Annotated in this window: 27 protein-coding genes; 1 reads left to right on the top strand and 26 read right to left on the bottom strand. The window is 39.6% G+C overall.

The window, feature by feature from the left end:
* Positions 1 to 33 precede the first annotated feature (33 nt).
* The gene (locus AB6M99_RS02990) at positions 34 to 585 is read left to right on the top strand and encodes a hypothetical protein (RefSeq protein ID WP_121834959.1); all 552 of its coding nucleotides are present in this window, start codon (positions 34 to 36) and stop codon (positions 583 to 585) included.
* A gap of 747 nt (positions 586 to 1,332) precedes the next feature.
* Here the strand turns inward: AB6M99_RS02990 and cls are convergent.
* The 26 genes from cls to AB6M99_RS02860 all read right to left on the bottom strand — a co-directional run bounded on the left by cls (position 1,333) and on the right by AB6M99_RS02860 (position 21,346).
* Positions 1,333 to 2,907: a cardiolipin synthase gene (gene cls / locus AB6M99_RS02985; protein ID WP_121834958.1), complete on the bottom strand. Its 1,575-nt coding sequence runs from the start codon at positions 2,905 to 2,907 to the stop codon at positions 1,333 to 1,335.
* Between the two features lie 104 nt (positions 2,908 to 3,011).
* Complete coding sequence (locus tag AB6M99_RS02980; RefSeq protein WP_121834957.1) at positions 3,012 to 3,413, bottom strand: diacylglycerol kinase family protein; 402 nt, start codon at positions 3,411 to 3,413, stop codon at positions 3,012 to 3,014.
* On the bottom strand, positions 3,394 to 3,891 hold the full coding sequence (ybeY, locus tag AB6M99_RS02975) for an rRNA maturation RNase YbeY (RefSeq protein WP_121834956.1): 498 nt from the start codon (positions 3,889 to 3,891) through the stop codon (positions 3,394 to 3,396). The genes AB6M99_RS02980 and ybeY overlap by 20 nt, the downstream gene beginning before the upstream one ends.
* Before the next feature lie 140 nt (positions 3,892 to 4,031).
* A complete protein-coding gene (locus AB6M99_RS02970; protein WP_369351079.1) occupies positions 4,032 to 4,487 on the bottom strand; it encodes a GNAT family N-acetyltransferase in 456 nt (151 codons plus the stop codon).
* Positions 4,484 to 5,524: a SepM family pheromone-processing serine protease gene (locus tag AB6M99_RS02965; RefSeq protein ID WP_121834954.1), complete on the bottom strand. Its 1,041-nt coding sequence runs from the start codon at positions 5,522 to 5,524 to the stop codon at positions 4,484 to 4,486. Before AB6M99_RS02965 ends, AB6M99_RS02970 begins: the two co-directional genes overlap by 4 nt.
* Complete coding sequence (gene coaD / locus AB6M99_RS02960) at positions 5,511 to 5,999, bottom strand: pantetheine-phosphate adenylyltransferase (RefSeq protein WP_121834953.1); 489 nt, start codon at positions 5,997 to 5,999, stop codon at positions 5,511 to 5,513. The genes AB6M99_RS02965 and coaD overlap by 14 nt, the downstream gene beginning before the upstream one ends.
* Before the next feature lie 271 nt (positions 6,000 to 6,270).
* Positions 6,271 to 6,810 carry a 16S rRNA (guanine(966)-N(2))-methyltransferase RsmD gene (rsmD, locus tag AB6M99_RS02955; protein ID WP_121834951.1) on the bottom strand — a complete coding sequence of 180 codons (540 nt, stop codon included), beginning with the start codon at positions 6,808 to 6,810 and terminating at the stop codon, positions 6,271 to 6,273.
* 64 nt (positions 6,811 to 6,874) lie between these two features.
* Complete coding sequence (locus AB6M99_RS02950) at positions 6,875 to 7,543, bottom strand: CPBP family intramembrane glutamic endopeptidase (protein ID WP_121834950.1); 669 nt, start codon at positions 7,541 to 7,543, stop codon at positions 6,875 to 6,877.
* Between the two features lie 12 nt (positions 7,544 to 7,555).
* Positions 7,556 to 8,323: a DUF3169 family protein gene (locus AB6M99_RS02945; RefSeq protein ID WP_369351077.1), complete on the bottom strand. Its 768-nt coding sequence runs from the start codon at positions 8,321 to 8,323 to the stop codon at positions 7,556 to 7,558.
* Positions 8,310 to 8,669, bottom strand: a complete 360-nt coding sequence (locus AB6M99_RS02940; RefSeq protein ID WP_121834948.1) for a hypothetical protein — start codon at positions 8,667 to 8,669, stop codon at positions 8,310 to 8,312. Before AB6M99_RS02940 ends, AB6M99_RS02945 begins: the two co-directional genes overlap by 14 nt.
* A 12-nt stretch (positions 8,670 to 8,681) precedes the next feature.
* Entirely contained in the window at positions 8,682 to 8,891 is a 210-nt protein-coding gene (locus AB6M99_RS02935; RefSeq protein ID WP_121834947.1) for a helix-turn-helix transcriptional regulator, read from the bottom strand.
* Positions 8,892 to 8,896: 5 nt separating this feature from the next.
* Entirely contained in the window at positions 8,897 to 9,208 is a 312-nt protein-coding gene (locus AB6M99_RS02930) for a hypothetical protein (protein WP_121834946.1), read from the bottom strand.
* 2 nt (positions 9,209 to 9,210) lie between these two features.
* The gene (locus tag AB6M99_RS02925; RefSeq protein WP_121834945.1) at positions 9,211 to 9,450 is read right to left on the bottom strand and encodes a hypothetical protein; all 240 of its coding nucleotides are present in this window, start codon (positions 9,448 to 9,450) and stop codon (positions 9,211 to 9,213) included.
* 21 nt (positions 9,451 to 9,471) lie between these two features.
* Positions 9,472 to 9,672, bottom strand: a complete 201-nt coding sequence (locus tag AB6M99_RS02920) for a hypothetical protein (RefSeq protein WP_121834944.1) — start codon at positions 9,670 to 9,672, stop codon at positions 9,472 to 9,474.
* A 1-nt stretch (position 9,673) separates the two neighbouring features.
* Positions 9,674 to 9,856, bottom strand: coding sequence for a hypothetical protein (locus tag AB6M99_RS02915; RefSeq protein WP_121834943.1), 183 nt, complete (start codon positions 9,854 to 9,856; stop codon positions 9,674 to 9,676).
* A gap of 22 nt (positions 9,857 to 9,878) precedes the next feature.
* A complete protein-coding gene (locus tag AB6M99_RS02910; protein WP_121834942.1) occupies positions 9,879 to 10,079 on the bottom strand; it encodes a hypothetical protein in 201 nt (66 codons plus the stop codon).
* A gap of 1 nt (position 10,080) precedes the next feature.
* A complete protein-coding gene (locus AB6M99_RS02905) occupies positions 10,081 to 10,341 on the bottom strand; it encodes a hypothetical protein (RefSeq protein ID WP_121834941.1) in 261 nt (86 codons plus the stop codon).
* A 220-nt stretch (positions 10,342 to 10,561) separates the two neighbouring features.
* Complete coding sequence (mmuM, locus tag AB6M99_RS02900) at positions 10,562 to 11,509, bottom strand: homocysteine S-methyltransferase (RefSeq protein WP_121834940.1); 948 nt, start codon at positions 11,507 to 11,509, stop codon at positions 10,562 to 10,564.
* Positions 11,510 to 11,527: 18 nt separating this feature from the next.
* On the bottom strand, positions 11,528 to 12,904 hold the full coding sequence (locus AB6M99_RS02895) for an amino acid permease (protein WP_121834939.1): 1,377 nt from the start codon (positions 12,902 to 12,904) through the stop codon (positions 11,528 to 11,530).
* A gap of 177 nt (positions 12,905 to 13,081) precedes the next feature.
* Positions 13,082 to 13,645 (bottom strand): DUF6287 domain-containing protein, encoded by a 564-nt coding sequence (locus AB6M99_RS02890; protein ID WP_369351075.1) that lies wholly within the window; start codon positions 13,643 to 13,645, stop codon positions 13,082 to 13,084.
* A gap of 11 nt (positions 13,646 to 13,656) precedes the next feature.
* On the bottom strand, positions 13,657 to 14,310 hold the full coding sequence (locus tag AB6M99_RS02885) for a DUF1803 domain-containing protein (protein WP_121834977.1): 654 nt from the start codon (positions 14,308 to 14,310) through the stop codon (positions 13,657 to 13,659).
* A 113-nt stretch (positions 14,311 to 14,423) separates the two neighbouring features.
* A complete protein-coding gene (locus tag AB6M99_RS02880; RefSeq protein ID WP_121834937.1) occupies positions 14,424 to 14,996 on the bottom strand; it encodes a TlpA disulfide reductase family protein in 573 nt (190 codons plus the stop codon).
* 10 nt (positions 14,997 to 15,006) lie between these two features.
* Positions 15,007 to 15,684: a cytochrome c biogenesis CcdA family protein gene (locus AB6M99_RS02875; RefSeq protein WP_121834936.1), complete on the bottom strand. Its 678-nt coding sequence runs from the start codon at positions 15,682 to 15,684 to the stop codon at positions 15,007 to 15,009.
* A gap of 507 nt (positions 15,685 to 16,191) precedes the next feature.
* Positions 16,192 to 17,538: an asparagine--tRNA ligase gene (gene asnS, locus AB6M99_RS02870; RefSeq protein WP_121834935.1), complete on the bottom strand. Its 1,347-nt coding sequence runs from the start codon at positions 17,536 to 17,538 to the stop codon at positions 16,192 to 16,194.
* Positions 17,539 to 17,590: 52 nt separating this feature from the next.
* Positions 17,591 to 18,772, bottom strand: coding sequence for a pyridoxal phosphate-dependent aminotransferase (locus tag AB6M99_RS02865; RefSeq protein WP_121834934.1), 1,182 nt, complete (start codon positions 18,770 to 18,772; stop codon positions 17,591 to 17,593).
* Between the two features lie 108 nt (positions 18,773 to 18,880).
* Complete coding sequence (locus AB6M99_RS02860; RefSeq protein WP_121834933.1) at positions 18,881 to 21,346, bottom strand: bifunctional DnaQ family exonuclease/ATP-dependent helicase; 2,466 nt, start codon at positions 21,344 to 21,346, stop codon at positions 18,881 to 18,883.
* Positions 21,347 to 21,382 lie beyond the last annotated feature (36 nt).

Below are 21,382 nucleotides of genomic sequence, written 5' to 3'. Positions count from 1 at the left end.
TTATATACTATATAATAGCATAAAGGAGAAAATATGGATAAAAAGAAACGTCGCTTGGGATACACAAGTATCGGACTTATCACTGGTATAGCACTATTAGGACGCGGTCTTATTCGCTATAACCATTACCAGCAAAAACAAGAGGCTCAACAAGAACTCGTCTCTCAATCCAAGGTCGTCAGCGAAGCCATGAGTGAAGAAAATAGCCAACGAGAGGAAGAAAAACAAGAACTATTTGGCAAGATGTTCAAGCTAGCCAATGCCGAAAAATTTGAGAAAAAATATGAAACTTTTAAGACTGCCGAAGATGATAGCTATGGTCTCGGTCGCTTAAACGGTCAATATTATCTCGTTGATCTTTCATCTGAAAAAGAAAGTTTACTGGAAAACACTGATATTGCCTACGTTTTACCCATTACTGAAACGAGTGACAACAGCCAGTTAACTGCCATCTTTGCACACCAAAATGGCGAATGGCATCTTCTTGATAAACAAGGAAACTCTCTTCTTTCATTTGGTGATGCACCAATTACCGAAACATCATCCTTCACAGTCACTAACAACGTTATCGATTTAGCACAATAATAAGAACTAAAGTCAATTAGTTTTTATTTAGTATTTTTGTTAGCACTTCTCCTAATGTGGTGTGGGGCGCTCAAAAGGTCTGGAAAACCTTTTGAGGTGGGAAATAGAGTTGACAACGTCAACACCAAAACCTGCTACGGAGTTTCATTGCTAGATTTGAGCCTGTTTTTCGCAGTAGATGATTAGGCTGTACTTGTCGACGCCTCGACAGCGTCCAACCTAATCATCCACTATAGCGAAAGAAACATTTTAGCCTCACTTCGTTCGGTAGTCCATCAAAAGTATTAGAGATTCTAAACTGCTAATTTTGATTTTGGATGAGTATAAACTGAGAGAGTGGGACAGAAGTCATGATTTCGAAGAAATTGACTTCGTCGTCCCACCTCCGCACAGTTGATTAGGATGGCCGCTAACGATTGCGTGGTAGTAAAATAGTCCAGTGGACTATTTTAGGTGGACACTTGAAAATGAAGAAGTGTCCAGTTGCAGACCTCCAATCAACCACTGCGTCAATCTGTTATTACCATTAAAAATAGAAGGTTGAGATATTTATGTCCCAACCTCTTTTGAATACAAAAAAACGACCTTACGGTCGTTTGGGGGCATTCTCCTAAAAGAATGTGATTAGAAGGTTCACATCATCTAATCAAAATCCGCTCCTGCGTTTATGATTTCCCCTGCGCAAAATTGCTTTAAAAGCAAATTCGGCTCATCGCATGTCATTATTATAACAGACCAAAAAGTATTTTACAAGAGAGGTGCCACCATTCGAGCCAAACTTCCTGTCATTTTTGTCATAAGCGAACGATTTTCAACTTCTGTTAAAGTAACCAGTTGGCTTTGATTAAACGTATTTGTAAAGTCGTCAATTATCTCTTCTAAAACAGAAGATTGATAGATATAAACACCACATTCGAAATGGTGATAGAGACTACGGTAATCTAAGTTAATCGTCCCCACAACAGCTTTGCTATTGTCCGAAAGAAAAACCTTTGCGTGAATAAACCCTGGCGTATACTCATAAATCTTAACCCCTGACAGCATCAATCGCTGATAGTAGGTCTTGGCAAGGGCGTAAGGAATAGGCTTATCTGGAATACCCGGCATAATGATACGGACATCTACTCCACGCTCTGCCGCAAAGCAAATAGCGTGTTCAAGCGCACTATCTAAAATCAGATACGGTGTCATAATATAGACGTAATCACGCGCATGATTAAGAATATCAATGTAAACATTTTCAGCGACTTTATCCTGATCCATAGGCGAATCCCCAAAAGGAATGATAAACCCGTCACTAGCATAAGACTCTGTAGGTTCAATAAGATAGGAGGTGTAATCCACTTCTCGCTCCAAAGTTGACCACATTTGTATAAAGAGGACAGTAAAGGTTTGAACAGCCTCACCTTGAAGCATAATTGCTGTGTCTTTCCAATGACCAAAACGATTAATATGATTGATGTACTCATCTGCTAAATTGACGCCACCTGTAAAGGCCACTTCATTATCAATCACTAAAATTTTACGATGATCACGGTAATTATAGTAGGTTGATAAAAAAGGGGAAAGCGGAGCAAAGGACTTAGCCTTTATCCCAAGTTTCCGTAATCTCTCAGCATAATCAAAGGATAAGGTCGAGAATTCGTTCATCCCATCATAGAGGACGCGAACTTCCACACCCTCTTGGACTTTCTGCCTCAAAATAGCCAGAATCTCCCCCCACATCTTGCCTTCCGCGATAATGAAATATTCTAAAAAGATGAATTTTTTCGCCTTAAGAAGCTGCTGCTTCATCTCCTCAAACTTCTCTTCACCCGTTGCAAAATAAGTCATCTGAGTATTTTTGTAAACAGGATAGTATCCATCACTTCTTCTAAAATATTTTACCAGATTATAGGTTGTCGAGTGCGTTTCGCGCAACTCCATTTCAACTTCAGATTTTTGCTTTAAATACCTAAGCCCTTCCTTCTCCAAGGCATTTATGCGCCGCTTTAGACCACGATAGCCGATATCTGCTTTACTGTAAAAAAGCAGAGCGGAACCAAAAATTGGAAAAGGCATGATTAGAAGCAACCAAGTCATCTTGGCCGTCGCTTCCATCTGGCTATTAAAAAGATAGAGCACTGCACCAAAGACTAATACAAAAGAAATCAATTGAAATAATGTCTCATAATCTTCCAACCATTGAAACGTGGTCAGGAGCAATAAAAATTGCAAGATAATGAAAAATCCCATAATCCAAACACGACTAAAAACGAGACGCCAAAACCCTTTTTGACCTTTTCTTAAAAGCCGAATACGGCGTTTTTCTTCCTTCATCATAATCTCCAAGCTTTTTTCTCATTATACCACAAAAATAAGGCATCAGTAAGTTGACACCTCAAGTTCTATCAATCATTCACTGAAACTACCGGACAGTTTATGACCTAAAAAATTATTCCCCATAATTTGGGCAAAAAGATAATCAATCCAGTTAAAACAGCGTAGGCAGAAATGACTAAAACCGCTCCTGCTGCCATATCCTTAGCATTCTTAGCCAGCATTGAAAAATGGTAATTACTTGCTAAATCAACAACGTTTTCAATCGCCGAATTGACAATTTCAAATGTAATCACTAAAAAGATTGCTAGTAATAAAAATAGCCATTCGATCGCTGAAATTTGAAAAAGAAAGCCAGCTATGGTTACCAAAATGGCTGAAACAGCATGCTTTCGAAGATTTCGTTCCTCTTTAAAAGCCGTTATGATGCCCGTCAGTGCAAATTCAAGACTGGCAACCAAAGTCATGTTTTTCCACTTTTTTTGTGGATTAGTGTCTCGTAAGTCCATAGGCCGTCAGAATCTCCTCTTGTAAGCCAAACATTTCCGCCTCTTCCTCAGGCGTGTAGTGATCATAGCCATTGATGTGCAAGAAGCCGTGTACTGCTAAAAAGCCCATCTCACGCTCGTATGAGTGACCGTACTCCTCAGCTTGTTCTCTTGCCTTGTCAATCGAAATAAAAAGCTCTCCGATGTAAGCATCAAATTCATCCATCATCTCAGCCAGTTCAGGATTATCTGCCAAATCTTCTTCATCAAACATAATAGGAACTTCTGGCTTATATTCCAAACTAATCACATCTGTTGGACGATCTGTATCACGAAATTCTAAATTAAGCTCATGACTACGTTCGTTCGTGACAAAGGTAACTGCCATTTCCTTATTTTGCTTCCCCAATTTTTCAGCAGCAAAATCCAATAGTTCCAAGGTTTGTTTTTTGATATCCTCTGAGACTTGACCTGTCTCATCCACAAATTCTACGTACATGTATTCACCTAGCACACATTACTGTGCTAGCCTCTCTTATCCTGTAATATTTCTTACATTATAACATATTTAAAGATGAAAAAAAAGCAGACGCTTCTCACTAAAAAAGAAGACCAAATCAGTCTTCTTTCAATTTCAACTCATAATCGCTTTGTCAATAAGGCATGGTTAAATGACATGCCCAAATCATCACTATAGAATTTTAGGAGTTCTAAGTAGTGATAAGAAGCTGCAATTACGCCAATCACTGATACCTTATGAAGTAAATCGTTTTCCATAAAACGATATAGTTTTTGCCCGATACCTTGGCTACGATAGGCTGGTTTGACATAAAGTTCGTCAAGTTCAAAAGCACTCTCACCGACAGCATTGTAGGACGTCTTTTCGGTGAGGATTTTAATATCTCCAAGGGCATAGGCAATAATGGTATCATCTTCACGCGCTACATAGAGCTCTCGATTTAAAAATTCTTCTGCCTTATTTGGAGTGTATGAAGGAATGGTCTTTTCTTCTGCCCATTGTTCTGATAAAGACGTGAGTTGAGTCAGTTCAGGCAGATTTTCATCACTCAAAACCAGTTTTTCATAACAAATCATGGATTTTTCCTTAAATAATCAATAGCATCCTTAACATTTTTGACGGGCACAATCTTCATATCTGTCCCCAATTCCTTAGCGACAGCCTTGGCTTCTTCATAGTTATTCCCTTTTGGATAATATTTTTCCATTCCTTTTTCAATTGGATTATCTGGGACAAAGAAGATCTCCGAACCAGCTTTATCAGCAGCTACGACTTTCAGTCCAGCGCCACCAATATCGCCTACTGCTCCGCCTTTTTCAATCGTACCTGTACCAGCGATAAGACGCCCTTTTCGCAAATCTTCCTCAATAAGCTGGTCATAGATACTAAGCGTGAACATCATACCAGCACTTGGACCCCCGACACCATCTGTGAAAAACTCAATGGAGTGATCGGTCACAATTTCCGTGTGATCGACAAGGCTAATTCCGATACCATTTCGCCCATTATCAAGCTTGATAATTTTTCCAGAAGCAGAAAGCTGATTGCCATCTGAAATATACTGAACCGTCACATCATCCCCAAGTTTGAGAGCACCAACGTAATCAATCAATTCTTTAGAGCTTGAAAACTTTTCGCCATTGACACCTGTTACTGTGTCGGCAAGGTGAAGAATCTCTTTAAAAGTTGATTTGTCATCCAAGCTGAGCACATAAACGCCCAGATAGTCTAATTCAACTTCTTCGCCAGCCAAGGTAAGCGCCTCACTAATGGCTGCATTTTGTGATGTCTTCATGTAAAATTGACTAATTCGCCAATAATCGTCATCTGAAACACCACCTGTCGTCTCCTCAGCTGATGAAATTTCCATGTGTGGGGTTAACCAAGCTGCTAAAATCTTAATAGGCGTTGCTTTGGACACGTTGACAGCCACAAAACTATAAGCTCCATCTTCTTCGTCTGCCGTTCCATCAACACTAAGCACCGAGCGAATGTCAAAAGCTCCGCCTGGCATTTCAATATAGTAGGGAAGTGGAAGGAAAAATATCCCTAATACAGTCATCAAGCCTACAAGACCGACTAACCACCATTTAAACTTTTTAATTATTGTCATTCATTTTCTCCACTTGTTTTACAACACTTTCTGGTACAAAATCCGTGATAGGCGACTTGAAATAAATCAATTCTCTCACACGACTGGATGAGATTGGCTGATAACGATGGCTAGCCATCAAATAAACGGTTTCTAACTCTTCTGCGAGATAGCGATTAAAGAATTCCAAATTGGCTTCATAATCGAGGTCAACCGCATTCCGAAGCCCTCTGACTAAATGCGTCACTTGGTACTTTCTTGCCACTTCTACCGCTAATTGCCCTGCAGAGGTCATCACTTCTACCCCTTCCAAATGCGCAACCGCCTCACGAATCATCTGGGCACGGGTTTCAACATCAAACAGCCCTGCTTTTTCCTTATTGTAAAACACACCGATATAAAGCTTATCAAATAATCGACTGGCGCGTTCAATAATATCCAGATGCCCTACTGTAATCGGATCAAAAGACCCTGTAAATAAACCAATTTTAGTCATTTATTTTCTCCATCAAAATAAAGGTATAGAAAGAAGGCAAAAGTTGGTAAAAATACTAGAATATTTGACCATTTTGAGTAACTTGGTAAAATTCCCAAGACCGCAGGAACTAGGCAGACTACGGCAAGGTAAAGGTAAAAACCATCCCTCTTTCTTTTTGACTGTCTTTCCTTTCCTCTATCTCTCATTAGAAGGGTGATGAGAACAACATTCATTCCTATGGAACCAATCAGCAAAATCAAAACCACTAAAATACCAAATCCCGACATACCTACCTCACATAAACCGTTACTTTACTGATACCGTAAATCTTTTCCTTCCAAATACCAACTGATCCAATCTCTTCTGGTAGCTGAACAGCCTTGTCTGTCTCACAGACAATCATGACGTCCTCGCCTAGCAACCCTAGCCTATCCATCGCTTCAATATTGGCAACAATTTGCTCTTTGGCATAAGGTGGGTCGAGAAAAATCACGTCAAAAGTCCCTGTCAATTGGCTAAGCGCACGCTCTGCCTCCATCTTCAAAAGGGTAAATTTCTCAGGCACCTTAGTCATCTTGATGTTTTCTTGGACAATGGCTTGCGCTCCGCTATGTTTTTCCACCAAAACAGCCGTATCCATCCCACGCGAGACAGCCTCAATAGCCAAGCCACCCGACCCTGCAAATAAATCAAGGACACGACCACCATCAAAGTAGGGGCCTATCATATTAAACATGGCGCCACGCACCTTGTCTGAGGTCGGACGCGTATTTTTTCCATCCAGCGTCTTCAAAGGACGCCCACCAAATTCACCAGATACAATTCTCATGGTTTTTATTATACCATAAAAATCAACCTACCCAAGAGGATAAGCTGACGGTCTTATATTAACCTTAAATAATATTACTCAACTGCGATATGATATTATTAATCAGATGTAAACCAATACCATATTCTAAACGCTTTGTCTTATCATAAACGATGGCAAGAACCAGTCCCATCGAACCATAAATAAACCATGAAGCTAAATTGGTTGGACTATGCAATAAAGCAAATGAAAACGTGGAGAAAACAAAATACCAGATGGATGATAAATCTTTCAAAGCATGTCTCATGAATCCTCTGAAAACAACTTCTTCAACAATTGGAGCTTTAAAAGCAGTTATGGTGAAGGTCAAATAGAGGGGCAATCTCATATTTCGCTCTTGAAGAGCTATCTCATTAGCCGTTGTGACCTCTCCAGATAAGCTGAGCAGATAATATCCTACCTCACCGATAATATGGAATAAGGCGAAACCACCTACAATATAAATCAAAACATTTTTCCAAGTCAGTCCCTTAAAGGATAAGGTAAACCACTTTCTCTTATGAGCTACTATAAGACTCATACCGATAAAGAGAATAATTGAGAAAAAATAAATCAATCCGTTTTCTAGCGAAATAGGGCTGTTACCTTTAATCGCTGCTATTGCCCCCAAATAAACTTCCGGAATCGAGAATACAATCATGAGTCCAATTGCCTGTAACATGACAAGAACTGCTCGTAAAAACTTCTTCAACACGTCATTATCTCCTTATTTATAATGTTCCTTCGCCATTTTAAAATTCATGATCATTATGTAGATATGAATACCAGCCGTGATAAAGATTCCTGTCAATTCCACCTTTTGGAAGATAACAGACATGAAAAAGAGAAGAACATAAATGGCTGGTAAAATGAGGCCACTAAGGGTCATCACAATCTCAAAAGACATTTTGTAATTAGCTTGAAGCTCTGCTTCATCCAGTTGAAGAACGTTATTTTTCAACTCTTTCAACGTTGGTGCCAAAGTGGTTCTGCGACCACGAACACGGTTAGAAAGGGAAAGCAAGTACATCTGTAAACCAGCTGAGATCATCAAACCGGCAAAAGCATAAACGGGAAACTGAATCTCAGCTGAATCATTTGAAAATAGCAATCTGTACCCTAGCAACACACTGACAAAGGATAAAACTAATGCAATACCTAAAAATACTTGAGCGTAACTGGTCTGACGACCGAGTAAACTATACAGTTTTTCCTGCTCCTCGTCATCTTCACTCGTTTCATAACTGACAATACCTTTACGAATACGGAAAATATAGATAATAGTCACTAAAAATAGTAACACGATAAGACCGTAATTCACATACTGAAGTATTTCAACAATCGTTGCCACTGGAAATTTTAAGCCGTCTTCAAAACCAAAATATCCAATCGCAAAACCAAGTGGACCACCAATTAGGGCACCTATTAAGAGGCCTTGAACAAGCTTCTTCAGTAGCCTTACACCGTTGCTATCTTTTTCTTTAATCTTTAACATTTTTTCTCTCCTTTGCTTTCTTCTCAATGTCGTCAAGGTCCATTGTCAATAGAATAAATGGTATAAGGAATTCCATAATACTCAGATCACTTTTTGGCAATACAGACAGGTCACTCAAAATCACGAACCCAAATATCAGGATAATAATGCCTAATACCATCAACTGCCATTTACGAGAACTCACTAAGCAATCTCTCACCAAAAGATACGTTCCTAATAGTACATAAACTACCCATGTCACAGGAAGATTGCTAGAGCCATGAACTAAATCTAAAGCGAGTAGAAACATTCCCGCTACAATACAGACAATTCCTACTCCTTTATAAAAGCTACTAAGTTGTTTCATAGCTGCTTCTCCTTAATCTTCTTCAACTAAACTAAACACATTTTCAACAGGTTCTTTAAAGACCTGAGCAATCTTCATGGCAATCACGACTGAGGGGGTGTATTCATTACGTTCAATCAGACTGATGGTTTGGCGAGAAACGTCTGCCAATTTTGCCATTTCAGTCTGATTGACACCGTCACGAGCTCTTAACTCCTTGAGACGATTTTTTAAGACTTGCATACTCCTCACTCCTCTACGTCAATGGATTTGATATCATCTAGACGAACAATTTTTGTGAAGACTTTACCTTTTTTATCTGTACGTTGCAATTTTACCCAATCCTCATCAACTTCAAGAATCGTCCAAGCGTAAACCGTTTGTAACTCACTATCAAAGTAAATTTTCCCAGATTTATTAACCATATTTTTAATTAATTGTGACATCTGATTTTCTCCCTTGTTTCTTTTTTCTAATCTATTGAGTTTACGTTGTAATTTTTTGTGTTTATCTGCATAAAATAGCCAGAAAATAAAAGCGACTACACCAAAATATTCCATACCTATCTCCTTGTTTGTAGCCACTTCACCACGTTATAGCTTCCGCCCATAACGGCTGGTAACAGGCAAAGCACAATCTCAAGTTGTGGTTGTTCACCTGTCCGCCACCACTGTAGCATAACAATTACAAGCGTAATAGCTGCCACACAAGCAACCACATTGAACACATGTGTCCCGGCAACCACAATTTCCTTACCTTTTTTAGTCGTAACAGTTCCTTTTACAAATGCTTCTTTAGTCATGATAGTTTCTCCTTACGTTCTCTATCTTTTCTCGATATATTTTTTTTCAAAATGTGTAGCAATCTTGTAGCTTATAATGCCTAGTAGCATAAGATAAATATTCTTATCCAACGATAGCTCCCCAGATACTATCCACGACCATAAGTCTTTTAACAGCAATATCGTAACACCAACAACACAAAATCCGATAAAGAAACCTTTAACAAATTCAACTAATTTCATCTTAATTCTCCTCTTCTTTCCAAAATAAACTAATCATAAATAAGATGGTTAAAATACCATTGATGCTCAAATAATAGGCGATGTTAGGCATGCTTCCTAATGAACTTAAGCCAATCATCGCTCCAGCCAGTAATCCCTGTAAAGCTGCAAAGGATATGATGTTAATCGCTAATTCTTGTTTCATTCAAGTCTCCCTTACCTTAATCTTATGACTGCTTTTTACTTTTCTTTAACTTTTTATCAACCATAACTAAGACAACTGCTGTCACTAATGGTGGGAAGAGATAGCTTATCGCTCCCAACTCTCCCGTAAATCCAAGACTGTGAAGCACTAGCATCACTAGCATGTTGATTAAAAATAGGGATATAAACAACAATAAGTATTTAAATAAAATCTGTTTTGTCATCCTAGTCCTCTTTCATCGCTTGCTCAGTCATTTGTGTCTTCTTGTCCTTTTTATCTTCTTCAAGAAGGATAATCACTAGCATCACGTTCATAAACCAAGTCATTTCAATATAATCCCAAATGATACCTAAATCCCATTCACCTAAAAGGAAGTAATGAGAAACAAAACTAAATAGAGCAAAAAATAATTGTGCACCTAAGCAAATATAAAGAATATGGCTAGCCGTTAGAGTGATTGCTTTAGTTTCTTGTTGCGTTTTCATAAGAACCTCCTTTTTTGTATCCGTTTTCTTTATGTATTAAGTGTAACACATCATTTTAGTTTTGACAAGTATCTTAGTCAAAAAAACAAAGATTTTTGTCAAAAATATCATGAACATAGTCAAAACGAACAAAATCTTAGTCAAGATGGTATCTACTTGGTATTTTATATCATATAATTATCAAAAAAAGAGACTGACCTCAGTCAATCTCAATTCATTACTATTTCAAATGTTGGCTCAAGTTTTCAATATCGCTTGGGCGTGTTCGGCAACAACCTCCCACAACCTTAGCACCCAACTGATGCCAGTTGATGGTGTTTTCTAACAAGCTATGACTATGGTCAGCGTTTGAGGTCCAAGTTTGGCTTGCTCCATCGTAAACTTCGCCAGAATTTGGATAGGTCACAAATGGCTTGTCTGTCAAGGTTCTTAATTGACTTAGAAAGTCTTGATAAACAGCTGGCGCTGTACAGTTAAGCCCTACTGCTAAGACTTGTTTGCTTGCGTTAATCAGCTCTGCTATTTCCTTAATAGAAGTACCATCAGAAATCGACTGACCATCTTGCGAGGTAAAACTCATGTAAGCTTCTACAGTTGGAAATTCTTCTGCTAATAGCTCAATCAGAGCCCTTGCCTCAAGAGCATTTGGAATGGTCTCTAAAGCTAATAACTCACTACCTTGCTCCAGAAGAATTTCAATACGACGACGGTGAAAAGCCTTTAATTCTTCAAGAGTAATTTGACCATAATCACCAGTATATTCTGAGCCATCAGCTAAATAGGCTGCATAGGGTCCCACATCTCCTGAAATGAGAGGATAGGCACGATTAGCTTTTTCCTCATCTGTTAATGCTGCCCAAACATTATCTCTAGCTTCTTTGGCTAAATCAACCGTCAAGCGAATTAATTGCTCTGCTTCTTCTTGAGACAATCCAGCCTCAAACAAACCGGGAAAAGTCGCTTGATAGGTTGACGTTGTTACCAAATCAGCACCTGCTTTAAGGTAGTCCTCATGAATTTCCCTAATCAAATCTGGATTTTCCAAGAGGTACTTAGCAGACCAGAGTTTTCCAGACACATCGTGACCTCGAAATTCTAACTCCGTTCCCAAAGCGCCGTGTAAAATCACATATTCTTGCGTCTCTAACAGTTCTTTAAAACGTCCCATAACAATCCTTTCTAGCACTTACCATTTTTTAAAGCGAATGTAGTGGTAAATGTAGCAAACCACCATAAATGGTACACCAAAGTAAAGACCTGCGCGTTGCGATGGATCCCAGCCAATTCCAATAATGGAAATCACGAGTAAAATGACTGTAATCCAAGGAAGCACTGGAGAAAATGGCGTCTTATATTCCAATTCATCTTCACTGTGCGTTTTTAAAAATGCCTTACGAAAACCGATTTGTGCCAACGGAATGGCCAACCAAGCAATGACAACCGCAAAACCAGCGATGGATACAAGGGCAAGGAAAATCGTATCTGCTGCGTAGATTGAAGCAACAAGGGCAATAATCACACCCACCATTGACAACAGCATCCCGCGCATCGGTACACCGTGCTTGTTAATCTTAACCAAATTTTTGCTAATCATGCCTTCATTTGCTAAAGACCAGAGCATACGGCTTGAGGCATAAAGACCCGATGTTGAGGCTGACAAAATTGCCGTCAAGATAATGAAGTTCATAATATCAGCGGCATAAGGAATACCGATTTTATCAAGCACAAGAACAAATGGTGCTTCTGTCACTCCTGCTTCTGACATTGGTAAAAGCGCTGCTAGGACAAAAATAGTTAGTACAAAGAAAGCAACCAATAAACCAATCGTTGATTTGATAGCCTCTGGCACAGCCTTTTTAGGATTATCCGTCTCACCAGCTGCGATACCAATCATCTCAACACCAGAAAAAGCATAGTTAACAGAGAGCATTACTGAAATAACACCGATAGCCCCACTAGGAAGAAGCCCATTGGCTGTAATGTTGTTAAATAGCGGAGCACCGCTTGTTCCCTCAAAAGGCAAAATGCCAAAAATAGCGAGAGTTCCAAGAATAATAAAGGCCATGATGGCATAAACTTTGATAGACGATAGGTAGTCTTCCGCAGTCGCAAACCAACCGACCGATAGCGTGTTTAGCCCAAATACTATTGCTGCAAAGATAGTTGCAAAAATCCAAATAGGAACATCAGGAAACCAACGCTGCATGAGCTGAGCTGCACCGACAAATTGAGAAGCTAGGGCAACCACCCAGCACAACCAATACATCCAAGCCACCATAAAGCCGGTTCCAGGACTGATAAACTTGGTCGCATAGGTATGAAATGAACCTGTGACTGGCATAGCGACTGACAGCTCTCCCAATGAAAACATCACCAAGTAAACCATGACAGCCCCAAAAAGATAGGCAGCAATCGCTCCAAAAGGCCCCGCTTGAGCAATCGTATAACCCGAACTCAAGAACAATCCCGTCCCAATAACACCACCGATAGACAACATCCGAAGATGACGGCTAGTCATCTGTCGATTAAATTGTCCCTCGTTTTCAAAATTATGATTTTCCATAACTCCTCCTAAAATATGTATTAGAGCTATACTAACATAAATTCAGGCAAAAATACATGTGTCTTTTTTCATAGATGGTTATAGTTTGAAACTATACCTGAAACTTTCAGAAAACATCATCTCACTCCATAGCCTGGAAAAAAGAAAAGAAAAGAAAAGACTGACATAGGTCAATCTTTAGTCAATTTTATAAAAGAATCCTCTCGGATCAGAAACATGGTATTGGTGCCCTGCAACCATACGATCCCTACTCTTATCTGAACTATCTACTCCACCATAGTTATCATCAGGGGCTATCACACCTCCTGGAATAAAAGAAATAGCAAAACCTAAACCAGATTGTTCCTTCACCTGAATAACTAACATGCCTTCTCTAGAATTTTCAATATCAACTTGCGTACGAAGAGCACCAACAACACCTTGCTGATCAAAAAACATTGTCATGCCATATTCATTTTGCCAAGTACCCGCAACACTTGAAAAATCTCCTGCTAGGACTTGTTCTACATTCATTGTATTTTGAACTGGCACCGAGGTCGTTTCAGCAGTCGTGACTTCAGTAGTTACCGTGGTTTCAGTTTGACTAGTCATAGTTGTTGTCGTGGAGCTGGTTTGGCTTGTCGTTGTACGTGTTACCTTTGTTTCAGTCTGTTTCTTAGTTTCTGACTCTTTTTTACCAGCACATGCGACAAGTAACACTGGTAGACTACACAAGACGATTCCTTTATAAACCTTTTTCATTTCAAACACCTCTATTTTCTCGTAAAGGTAAGGGTATCAGCATCAAAAGCCATCCCTAAACCATACGTCTGCTCTGCTATTTTTTCCACATAACCCAAAAGCTCCAAAGCATCCACAAAAATATCCCTACGCTTCTGCTTCACCTCGTTCTTTCTAGCAAACTTGAGTAAAAACGTCGTCATATACTTGAGGGCATACTCTGGATTCACATCACCTAAAATCTCATACAGTTTCTCTTGTTTTTCTGAAAAAGGCTGCGCAGTTCTCAGTTTATGAAAGTAATTGGCAAGAGTCAGTTCTTCACGCGTGAGACTGGATGCCTCGACAATCAGAGCATCATTGGTTTGATTGGCAAGAACTGTCTCAAATGACAATGCCAATAGCTCCCCGTAAACGGGTGACTCTGTATCAACCATGATATGACTGTCTAAAGTCACTTCCTCAACCGTCTCAAGCAAGGGCAAATTCAGCCTGTAACGCTTATTTTCACGCAAAATATAACCCGCTTGAATATAATCCTCAAGTTGCTTATCTAAGTTTTTAACCTCAGGAAAATCTCGTTTGATGTGACGTAAAATGACCTCATCATGACTATTAAGATAATTGATCAAGTCTTTAAAAAAAGGCTGTCCCGTGAGTTTTGTTGGATTAAAAATTGTTATCATAGGCTTATTATAACAAAAGAGGTCAAGACTAAAAAGTCTCAACCTCATCTCTAAGCATTATTTATTGAACTCAAAAATTTAAAAGATTTTAAAGCACCTGATAACTATCACACTTATTTTACTTGTTTCATTGTATTTGAGACAACTTCTTTATTGAGGGCACCCATGCCATAATTAGCAATCGTACCGTCAGAATTGATAAAAACGTGAGTTGGAAAAGCTCGTACTTGGTAATCTGTTAAAAAACTGTGGTTTTCTTCAAAATAAACAGGATAAGTCACGCCAAGCTCGGTCGCTTCTTCTAAAATCTCTTTTTTGCTGACATCTCGTGTTTTAGTGTTCCCCATGCCTTCATCATTTGGTGAAGCAACTGATAGGAAAACCCAATCTTCTTGGTCTTTAACCTCTTGGTAGACTTCTTCTAGTTCTGGCATTTCCATACGACAAGGTGGGCACCAAGTTCCCCACACATTGATGTAGACCTTCTTCCCTTTCAAATCTGCTAGGGTCAATTTACTACCATCATCAGCAACGAGCTCAAAATCAGGCGCCTGATCACCTTTGACTAAGCTAGCTACTGCTACTGAGTCTGTTTTCTTATTTTCTTTCCGTAGCCCATCACAGCCAGTCAAGACCAAGGCACAAATCATTGCAAAAACAATCGACAACACTGTTCTATTTTTCATGAAAAACCTCCTAAAATAAATTCCAAATCAGTGAGCAGGCAATTCCTATCAAGAGGATTCCTGAGAGAAGTTTGGTATAGTGTAACCACTTCTGACCTGCTTTAAACAGCGCCAGCATTTTTTGTGAAAAGAAAGCTAGCAACACGAAAGGCAGGATAAATCCTAAACAATAGACAATCACCAAAACCGAGCTAAGCCACCCAGCCTGACTGGACGCATATAGAAAGACGCTGGCAAGGATCGGACCAATGCAGGGTGTCCAAGAGAAACTAAAGGCAAAGCCCATGACTAAGGCAAGGAGAGGCGTCATCTTTTGTCCGCTTCTATAGACCTTATGCTTAGCCGAAATTTCTTTGAAAAAAGCAGGAATCTTAATCAGCCCCAACTGGAAAAGTCCGAAAACTAAAATCATCACCGCGCTCAATCCTTGAAGGAAAAAGCTGTGCTGAAGAAAATAACGGCTTAGGAAACTCGATGCGAAGGTCAATAAAAAGAAGGTTAGCGAGATTCCGACAGCAAAAAATAGCGTGTTAATAATCACTTTTTTCTGAGACTTCTCCGCCTGAGTGTCCTCATTACCCGCTAATATCCCAACATAAATCGGTAAAATCGGCAAGACACAGGGCGAGAAAAAAGACAATACACCTTCTAGAAACAAGGTTACTATTTGAACAACATTCATAATCATTTCCTAACTTTTATACTTAACAAAAATCAAAAATTACTTTTTTGTTTCTTTCTTAAAAAGTGCGGACGCTCCAAAGGTCTAGGAGACCTTTGGAGGTGGGAAATAAAGCTGACGAAGTCAGTGTCACAACCTCCTACGGAGTTTCATTACTACTTTTTGAGCCCCTCTATATCTCAGTAGATGATTGACTATACTTGTCGACTACTCGACAGCGTCCAACCTAATCATCCTTGCGGGGGAACTACTACGAAATTGACTTTCAATTTCTGTAGTTCTCCCAAAAGCCCGTTCTTAGCAAGAATAAATGCTTGCTAAGAATTCCACTATAGCGAAAGAAACATTTTATCCTCACTATATTAGTTGGTCCCTAGATGATATTAGAGAGTATAATATGCTAATTTTGATTTTGGATGAGTATCACTTGTATGATTTAATGATAACAATACTATTTTCTCTTGTCAAGAAATAAAAATACTCCCAGATTTGATACTGAGAGTAAATCATTTATTAAGGTTTAATACGGTGCAACATACGTGGGAATGGAATAGCTTCACGGATGTGTTTTGTACCTGCTACGAAGGTTACCATACGTTCGATACCGATACCGAATCCTCCATGTGGCACTGAACCATATTTACGGAGGTCAAGATAGAATTCATACTCCGTCTTGTCCATACCAAGTTCGTCCATTTTCGCAACAAGGGCATCGTAATTATCTTCACGCATTGAACCACCGATAATTTCGCCGTATCCTTCTGGTGCAAGAAGGTCTGCACAAAGCACACGTTCTGGGTTACCAGGTACTGGCTTCATGTAGAAAGCTTTAAAGCTGGCTGGATAGTTCACAACAAAGGTTGGGACACCAAAGTAGTTTGAAATCCATGTTTCATGTGGTGAACCAAAGTCATCACCATGCTCAAGGTGCTCGTAATCCGTATCTTCATCGTTTTCGTGTGCTTGAAGAAGGTCAATCGCTTCATCGTAAGGCACACGTTTGAATGGCTGGTCGATATAGCTCTTAAGAAGTTCTACATCACGCTCAAGCGTTTCAAGTGCTTGTGGTGCACGGTCAATAACACCTTGAATAAGGGCTTTAACGTAAGCCTCTTGAAGATCAAGTGACTCTTCATGAGTTAGGAATGAGTACTCAGCATCCATCATCCAAAATTCTGTCAAGTGGCGACGTGTTTTTGATTTTTCAGCACGGAAAACTGGGCCAAAGTCAAAGACACGACCAAGTGCCATGGCACCTGCCTCAAGGTAGAGCTGACCAGATTGACTTAAGAAAGCTGGTTGACCGAAGTAATCTGTTTCAAACAACTCTGTTGAGTCTTCGGCTGCATTTCCTGAAAGAATTGGACTATCAAATTTGATGAAACCATTTTTCTCAAAGAACTCGTAAGTAGCATAGATAATCGCATTACGGACTTGTTGGATAGCCATTTGTTTGCGTGAACGCAACCACAAGTGACGGTTATCCATCAAGAAATCTGTTCCGTGCTCTTTTGGTGTAATTGGGTAATCCGTTGATTCACCAATCACTTCAAGATTTGTCACATCCAACTCGTAACCAAATTTTGAACGCTCATCTTCTTTAACAATTCCTGTAACATACACAGATGTTTCTTGGCTAAGGCGTTTGATGGTGTCAAACTTAGCTGTTCCTTCTTCTTCACCAAATGTTTCAATAAAGTTAGGCTTGAAAGCGACAGCTTGGAAGAAGGCTGTTCCGTCACGTAATTGCAAGAACGCAATTTTTCCTTTTCCTGACTTGTTGGCTACCCAAGCACCAATCGTCACTTCTTCACCAACATGTTGGCTCACTTGATTGATTGTAACTAATTTTCTAGACATGTTTTCTCTTTTCTTCTTAAAATTTTATTCTAATACTAAATTCTCAAATGGTTTAAGCTTCCATAAACGCTTTGATACGTCTGACAGCTTCTTTTAAGGTGTCCAAATCGGTCGCATAGCTCATGCGAACATTTTCTGGAGCTCCAAATCCTTCACCAGTCACCAAAGCGACTCCTGCTTCTTCCAAAATAGCGTTGGTAAAATCTGTCACGTTAGTGTAGCCTTTCATGTCCATCGCTTTTTTGACATTAGGGAAAAGGTAGAAGGCACCTTGTGGCTTATTAACTTCAAAGCCCGGCACTTCGCACAGTAAAGGATAAATGGTATTCAGACGTTCTTCAAAAGCCTGACGCATTTCCTCTGTAGGAGTTTGATCACCTGTCAAAGCTGCAATAGCAGCATATTGAGCAGCAGTGGTTAAATTTGACGTTGTCTGGCTAATGATTTTCCCCATCGCAGCAATAATCTCTGGATTGCCAATCGCAAAGCCTACGCGCCAACCTGTCATTGCATAGGCTTTAGCAACACCATTGACAACAATGGTTTGCTTGCGAATGGCCTCAGAAATACTAGAAATTGGCGTAAATTCTGCTCCATTGTAGACCAAACGCCCATAGATATCGTCAGCCAAAATCAAAATATTATTGGCAACAGCCCAATGACCAATCGCTTCAAGCTCCTCACGACTATAAACAGAACCCGTTGGATTTGATGGAGAGTTAAGCAAAAGCACCTTTGTCTTGTCCGTACGAACAGCTTCTAGTTGCTCTACCGTCACTTTAAAGTCTGTCGCTTCTGTCGTCTGCACAAAGACTGGCTTACCTTCAGCAATAATCACCTGCTCTGAATAAGAAACCCAGTAAGGTGTCGGAATAATGACCTCATCTCCTGCATTTAGCACCGCCATGAAGAAGGCGTAAAGGATAAATTTTGCCCCTGTCCCTGCGACAACTTGATTAGGGCTAACAGCATAACCATAGAAATTCTCCATGTAAGTCGCTACTGCTGCTTTCAGCTCTGGAAGCCCACTAGCTACCGTATAAAATGAAGCTGAGCCATTCTCAATGGAAGCGATACCTGCATCACAAATGTGCTTAGGTGTTACAAAATCAGGCTCACCAACCGTTAGGCTAATAACATCTCGTCCTTCTGCTTTCAAGGCCTTAGCTCTAGCTGCTGCAGCTAAGGTTACACTTTCCTCCATAGCTAAAACGCGATTTGATAAAACTGTCATAGATCCTCCTTGGTCTCTTTTCGAGCACTTGGGGAAATAGCAAAGCTGGTCATCCTAATTGACTAAAAGCTACTATTTCCGATACATGATATTCATCTTTCCATTATATCAAACTTTATTAAAAAAATAACCTATTTCTGTAAGAATTTTTGGAAAGTTTTGAATTTGAAGTTCCGATTGTTCGGAAAGCGATTCTTGAATATCTCGCCCATAAGATTTTGTGACTAAACGTTTATCTAAAATAAGCACTGCGGATTGCTGTTGTTCCCTGCGAATCGTTCTCCCTAGAGCTTGCTTGAGGCGCAAGATAGTAACCGGTAGATGATAGTCATCAAAAGGTTCCTTACCTTCTTGTCTAAGATAAGTCTCAATTTTTCGACTAAAGAGAGATTGAGGATTATCAAAGGGAAGACGACTAATAACAGTAATCATTTGATCCGACTGAGCAAAATCAATTCCTTCCCAGAAAGCCCCCGACCCCAGCAAAAGCTGATTTTCTCCTCTATCAAAACGTTTTTTCAGATTACTAGCTAAACCATTTTTGTGCTGACAAAGATAAGAAATCTCCCACTCATCTAGGATCTGAGATAATGCCAGCATGGTTTTATTGGAAGTAAACAAGACTAAAATTGGACGTTCTAAATGAAGTAATTCTCTAATACGCTCTGCCATTTCAAAAAGGTAACGTCTTGTGGACACCTCAGTAACAGTCGGCATGCTGTCATCAACAAAGATATGCTGACCAGTTTCAAAAGGCTTGGGCAGTCTATCTAGGGTATAGTCCTCATAGCCTAACAAATTTGCCAGAGTCACCTGATGACCGATTTGTAAAGTCGCTGAAATAAAATATGTTTTTTGCGTTTCAGGAAGAAAATCTGGTAAGGACATAAAGACTAGACTGGCACTTTTTAGAAACAGACGCCGGTAGTCAGCAAAAACGTCTTCCTCAATCCAAACCTGTTGAACATCTCGGCTCAATACCTGCCTTAGTTCCAGAAGAATAGGCAAATCCAATTCTTTCAAATAAATTTTCAACTGCTCTAGACTTTCCTCATCTAGTTGCCCCAGATCTGAAAATTGCTGTGTCAAATGAGATAATTCAAATTGAATCCCTTCTAAAAGGCGCTTATGAAGCGTATTTTGCACTGTACCTAAAACCTGTTCAATCTCGGTAAGAATCTGCTTAATCTCACACTTTCTATGTGAAAAGGCCTCTAGATTCAAAAAGAACTTTTGCGCCTCATCAATAATTAACGTCTTACCAGCGACAAAGTCCTTATCATCCTGTACCCTTGTCAAAAAATAAGCATGATTGGTAACCAAAAGACGACTTGTTTTAGAGGCTCGATAATGCCTCTCCCAAAAATCAACATCTGTGAAAAAACTTTTTCGACTCAATTCCCCATCATGTTGAATTTGTTTGAAATAAGCTTCAAATCGCTGCTTTTGTCCAATTTCATCCATATCACCCGTTTCTGTCTCACAGAGCCAGACCAAAAGTTGCATCTTATAACGATTGATAAGACGATTATCATCCTCTGTCGCCAAGCTATCCCAAAATTTATCAAGACTGATATAATTTTTAGGACTTTTCAAGCTCTGAGTAGAAACATTAAAGACTTCCTCCAAACGCTTAATGTCCCCTGACATCATTTGATCTTGCAATGCCTTGGTTGGCACAGTCACCACAATTTGTCTAATTTCAGGGTTAGCTAATAGTGGCAATAAGTAACCGTAGTTTTTTCCAATCCCTGTGCCTGCTTCAATAAAGGCTGGTTTTGATTCAGTTAACCGCTCTGCTATTTTTTCTGAAAAAAGCTGCTGCTGAGGACGCTGATCAAGACCTAACAAACCTAGATTCATCTCAAAGTCTTTGGAGAAATGGCGCTGCGCAGGTAAATTCGCTGGCTGTTTTAGCACTAGACCTCCAACTTCAATCCAGTTTTCTCCCAGTGATTCACCACTCTTTTCCCTATAAATCTCATCAATAATGAGCCTTGTCTCAAAGAGCAAATCATCACTAAACTCCAGAATTTTTTCTAACGTCATCAAGGGCAAACTTCTGATTTTCTCCTTCAAACGGAGCAACAACTCTGCCGTTGCACGCGCATCCGCAATTGCTGTATGAGCATCTGTTAATTGAAGATCTAAAACCTGTGAAAGGTTTTCTAAGGTATAGCGCTCAAAAGTCGGAAAGAAAATCTGTGATAATTCTACCGTATCGACCAAAGGAGAACGAAGTTCATAGCCTTCCATAAAAAGCTCTTCTGCCAAGAGATTGGCATCAAACTTAACATTGTGGGCAACAAAAATAGCCCCATCAATCAATTCAAAAATGGTTTTAGCAACCTGAGAAAAATCAGGTGCCTTTGCTAAGCGTTCATCCGTTAAACCTGTTAAAGAAATAATATGTTCACTCAAGGCCTCATGAGGATTAATATCACTTTCAAACGTCTCTACAACCTTACCATCTTCAAGAATCACAATTCCCACTTGAATAATTTTAGCAAGACTAGAAGCCGAGGTCGCTTCTAAATCCACGATAGCATATCGTGTTTTATCCATTTGTTTCATAGCACCTATTATAGCGCTTTAAACCAAAAATTTCTA

Source organism: Streptococcus hillyeri (assembly GCF_041081565.1).
Taxonomy (GTDB): domain Bacteria; phylum Bacillota; class Bacilli; order Lactobacillales; family Streptococcaceae; genus Streptococcus; species Streptococcus hillyeri.
This window is presented reverse-complemented; position numbering and strand designations above follow the sequence as displayed.

Excerpts from the sequence above, each read along its gene's own strand:
- AB6M99_RS02990 (WP_121834959.1), top strand. The coding sequence starts at position 34 with ATGGATAAAAAGAAACGTCGCTTGGGATACACAAGTATCGGACTTATC.
- cls (WP_121834958.1), bottom strand. The coding sequence starts at position 2,907 with ATGATGAAGGAAGAAAAACGCCGTATTCGGCTTTTAAGAAAAGGTCAA.
- AB6M99_RS02980 (WP_121834957.1), bottom strand. The coding sequence starts at position 3,413 with ATGGACTTACGAGACACTAATCCACAAAAAAAGTGGAAAAACATGACT.
- ybeY (WP_121834956.1), bottom strand. The coding sequence starts at position 3,891 with ATGTACGTAGAATTTGTGGATGAGACAGGTCAAGTCTCAGAGGATATC.
- AB6M99_RS02970 (WP_369351079.1), bottom strand. The coding sequence starts at position 4,487 with ATGATTTGTTATGAAAAACTGGTTTTGAGTGATGAAAATCTGCCTGAA.
- AB6M99_RS02965 (WP_121834954.1), bottom strand. The coding sequence starts at position 5,524 with ATGACAATAATTAAAAAGTTTAAATGGTGGTTAGTCGGTCTTGTAGGC.
- coaD (WP_121834953.1), bottom strand. The coding sequence starts at position 5,999 with ATGACTAAAATTGGTTTATTTACAGGGTCTTTTGATCCGATTACAGTA.
- rsmD (WP_121834951.1), bottom strand. The coding sequence starts at position 6,810 with ATGAGAATTGTATCTGGTGAATTTGGTGGGCGTCCTTTGAAGACGCTG.
- AB6M99_RS02945 (WP_369351077.1), bottom strand. The coding sequence starts at position 8,323 with ATGTTAAAGATTAAAGAAAAAGATAGCAACGGTGTAAGGCTACTGAAG.
- AB6M99_RS02940 (WP_121834948.1), bottom strand. The coding sequence starts at position 8,669 with ATGAAACAACTTAGTAGCTTTTATAAAGGAGTAGGAATTGTCTGTATT.
- AB6M99_RS02935 (WP_121834947.1), bottom strand. The coding sequence starts at position 8,891 with ATGCAAGTCTTAAAAAATCGTCTCAAGGAGTTAAGAGCTCGTGACGGT.
- AB6M99_RS02930 (WP_121834946.1), bottom strand. The coding sequence starts at position 9,208 with ATGGAATATTTTGGTGTAGTCGCTTTTATTTTCTGGCTATTTTATGCA.
- AB6M99_RS02925 (WP_121834945.1), bottom strand. The coding sequence starts at position 9,450 with ATGACTAAAGAAGCATTTGTAAAAGGAACTGTTACGACTAAAAAAGGT.
- AB6M99_RS02920 (WP_121834944.1), bottom strand. The coding sequence starts at position 9,672 with ATGAAATTAGTTGAATTTGTTAAAGGTTTCTTTATCGGATTTTGTGTT.
- AB6M99_RS02915 (WP_121834943.1), bottom strand. The coding sequence starts at position 9,856 with ATGAAACAAGAATTAGCGATTAACATCATATCCTTTGCAGCTTTACAG.
- AB6M99_RS02910 (WP_121834942.1), bottom strand. The coding sequence starts at position 10,079 with ATGACAAAACAGATTTTATTTAAATACTTATTGTTGTTTATATCCCTA.
- AB6M99_RS02905 (WP_121834941.1), bottom strand. The coding sequence starts at position 10,341 with ATGAAAACGCAACAAGAAACTAAAGCAATCACTCTAACGGCTAGCCAT.
- mmuM (WP_121834940.1), bottom strand. The coding sequence starts at position 11,509 with ATGGGACGTTTTAAAGAACTGTTAGAGACGCAAGAATATGTGATTTTA.
- AB6M99_RS02895 (WP_121834939.1), bottom strand. The coding sequence starts at position 12,904 with ATGGAAAATCATAATTTTGAAAACGAGGGACAATTTAATCGACAGATG.
- AB6M99_RS02890 (WP_369351075.1), bottom strand. The coding sequence starts at position 13,645 with ATGAAAAAGGTTTATAAAGGAATCGTCTTGTGTAGTCTACCAGTGTTA.
- AB6M99_RS02885 (WP_121834977.1), bottom strand. The coding sequence starts at position 14,310 with ATGATAACAATTTTTAATCCAACAAAACTCACGGGACAGCCTTTTTTT.
- AB6M99_RS02880 (WP_121834937.1), bottom strand. The coding sequence starts at position 14,996 with ATGAAAAATAGAACAGTGTTGTCGATTGTTTTTGCAATGATTTGTGCC.
- AB6M99_RS02875 (WP_121834936.1), bottom strand. The coding sequence starts at position 15,684 with ATGATTATGAATGTTGTTCAAATAGTAACCTTGTTTCTAGAAGGTGTA.
- asnS (WP_121834935.1), bottom strand. The coding sequence starts at position 17,538 with ATGTCTAGAAAATTAGTTACAATCAATCAAGTGAGCCAACATGTTGGT.
- AB6M99_RS02865 (WP_121834934.1), bottom strand. The coding sequence starts at position 18,772 with ATGACAGTTTTATCAAATCGCGTTTTAGCTATGGAGGAAAGTGTAACC.
- AB6M99_RS02860 (WP_121834933.1), bottom strand. The coding sequence starts at position 21,346 with ATGAAACAAATGGATAAAACACGATATGCTATCGTGGATTTAGAAGCG.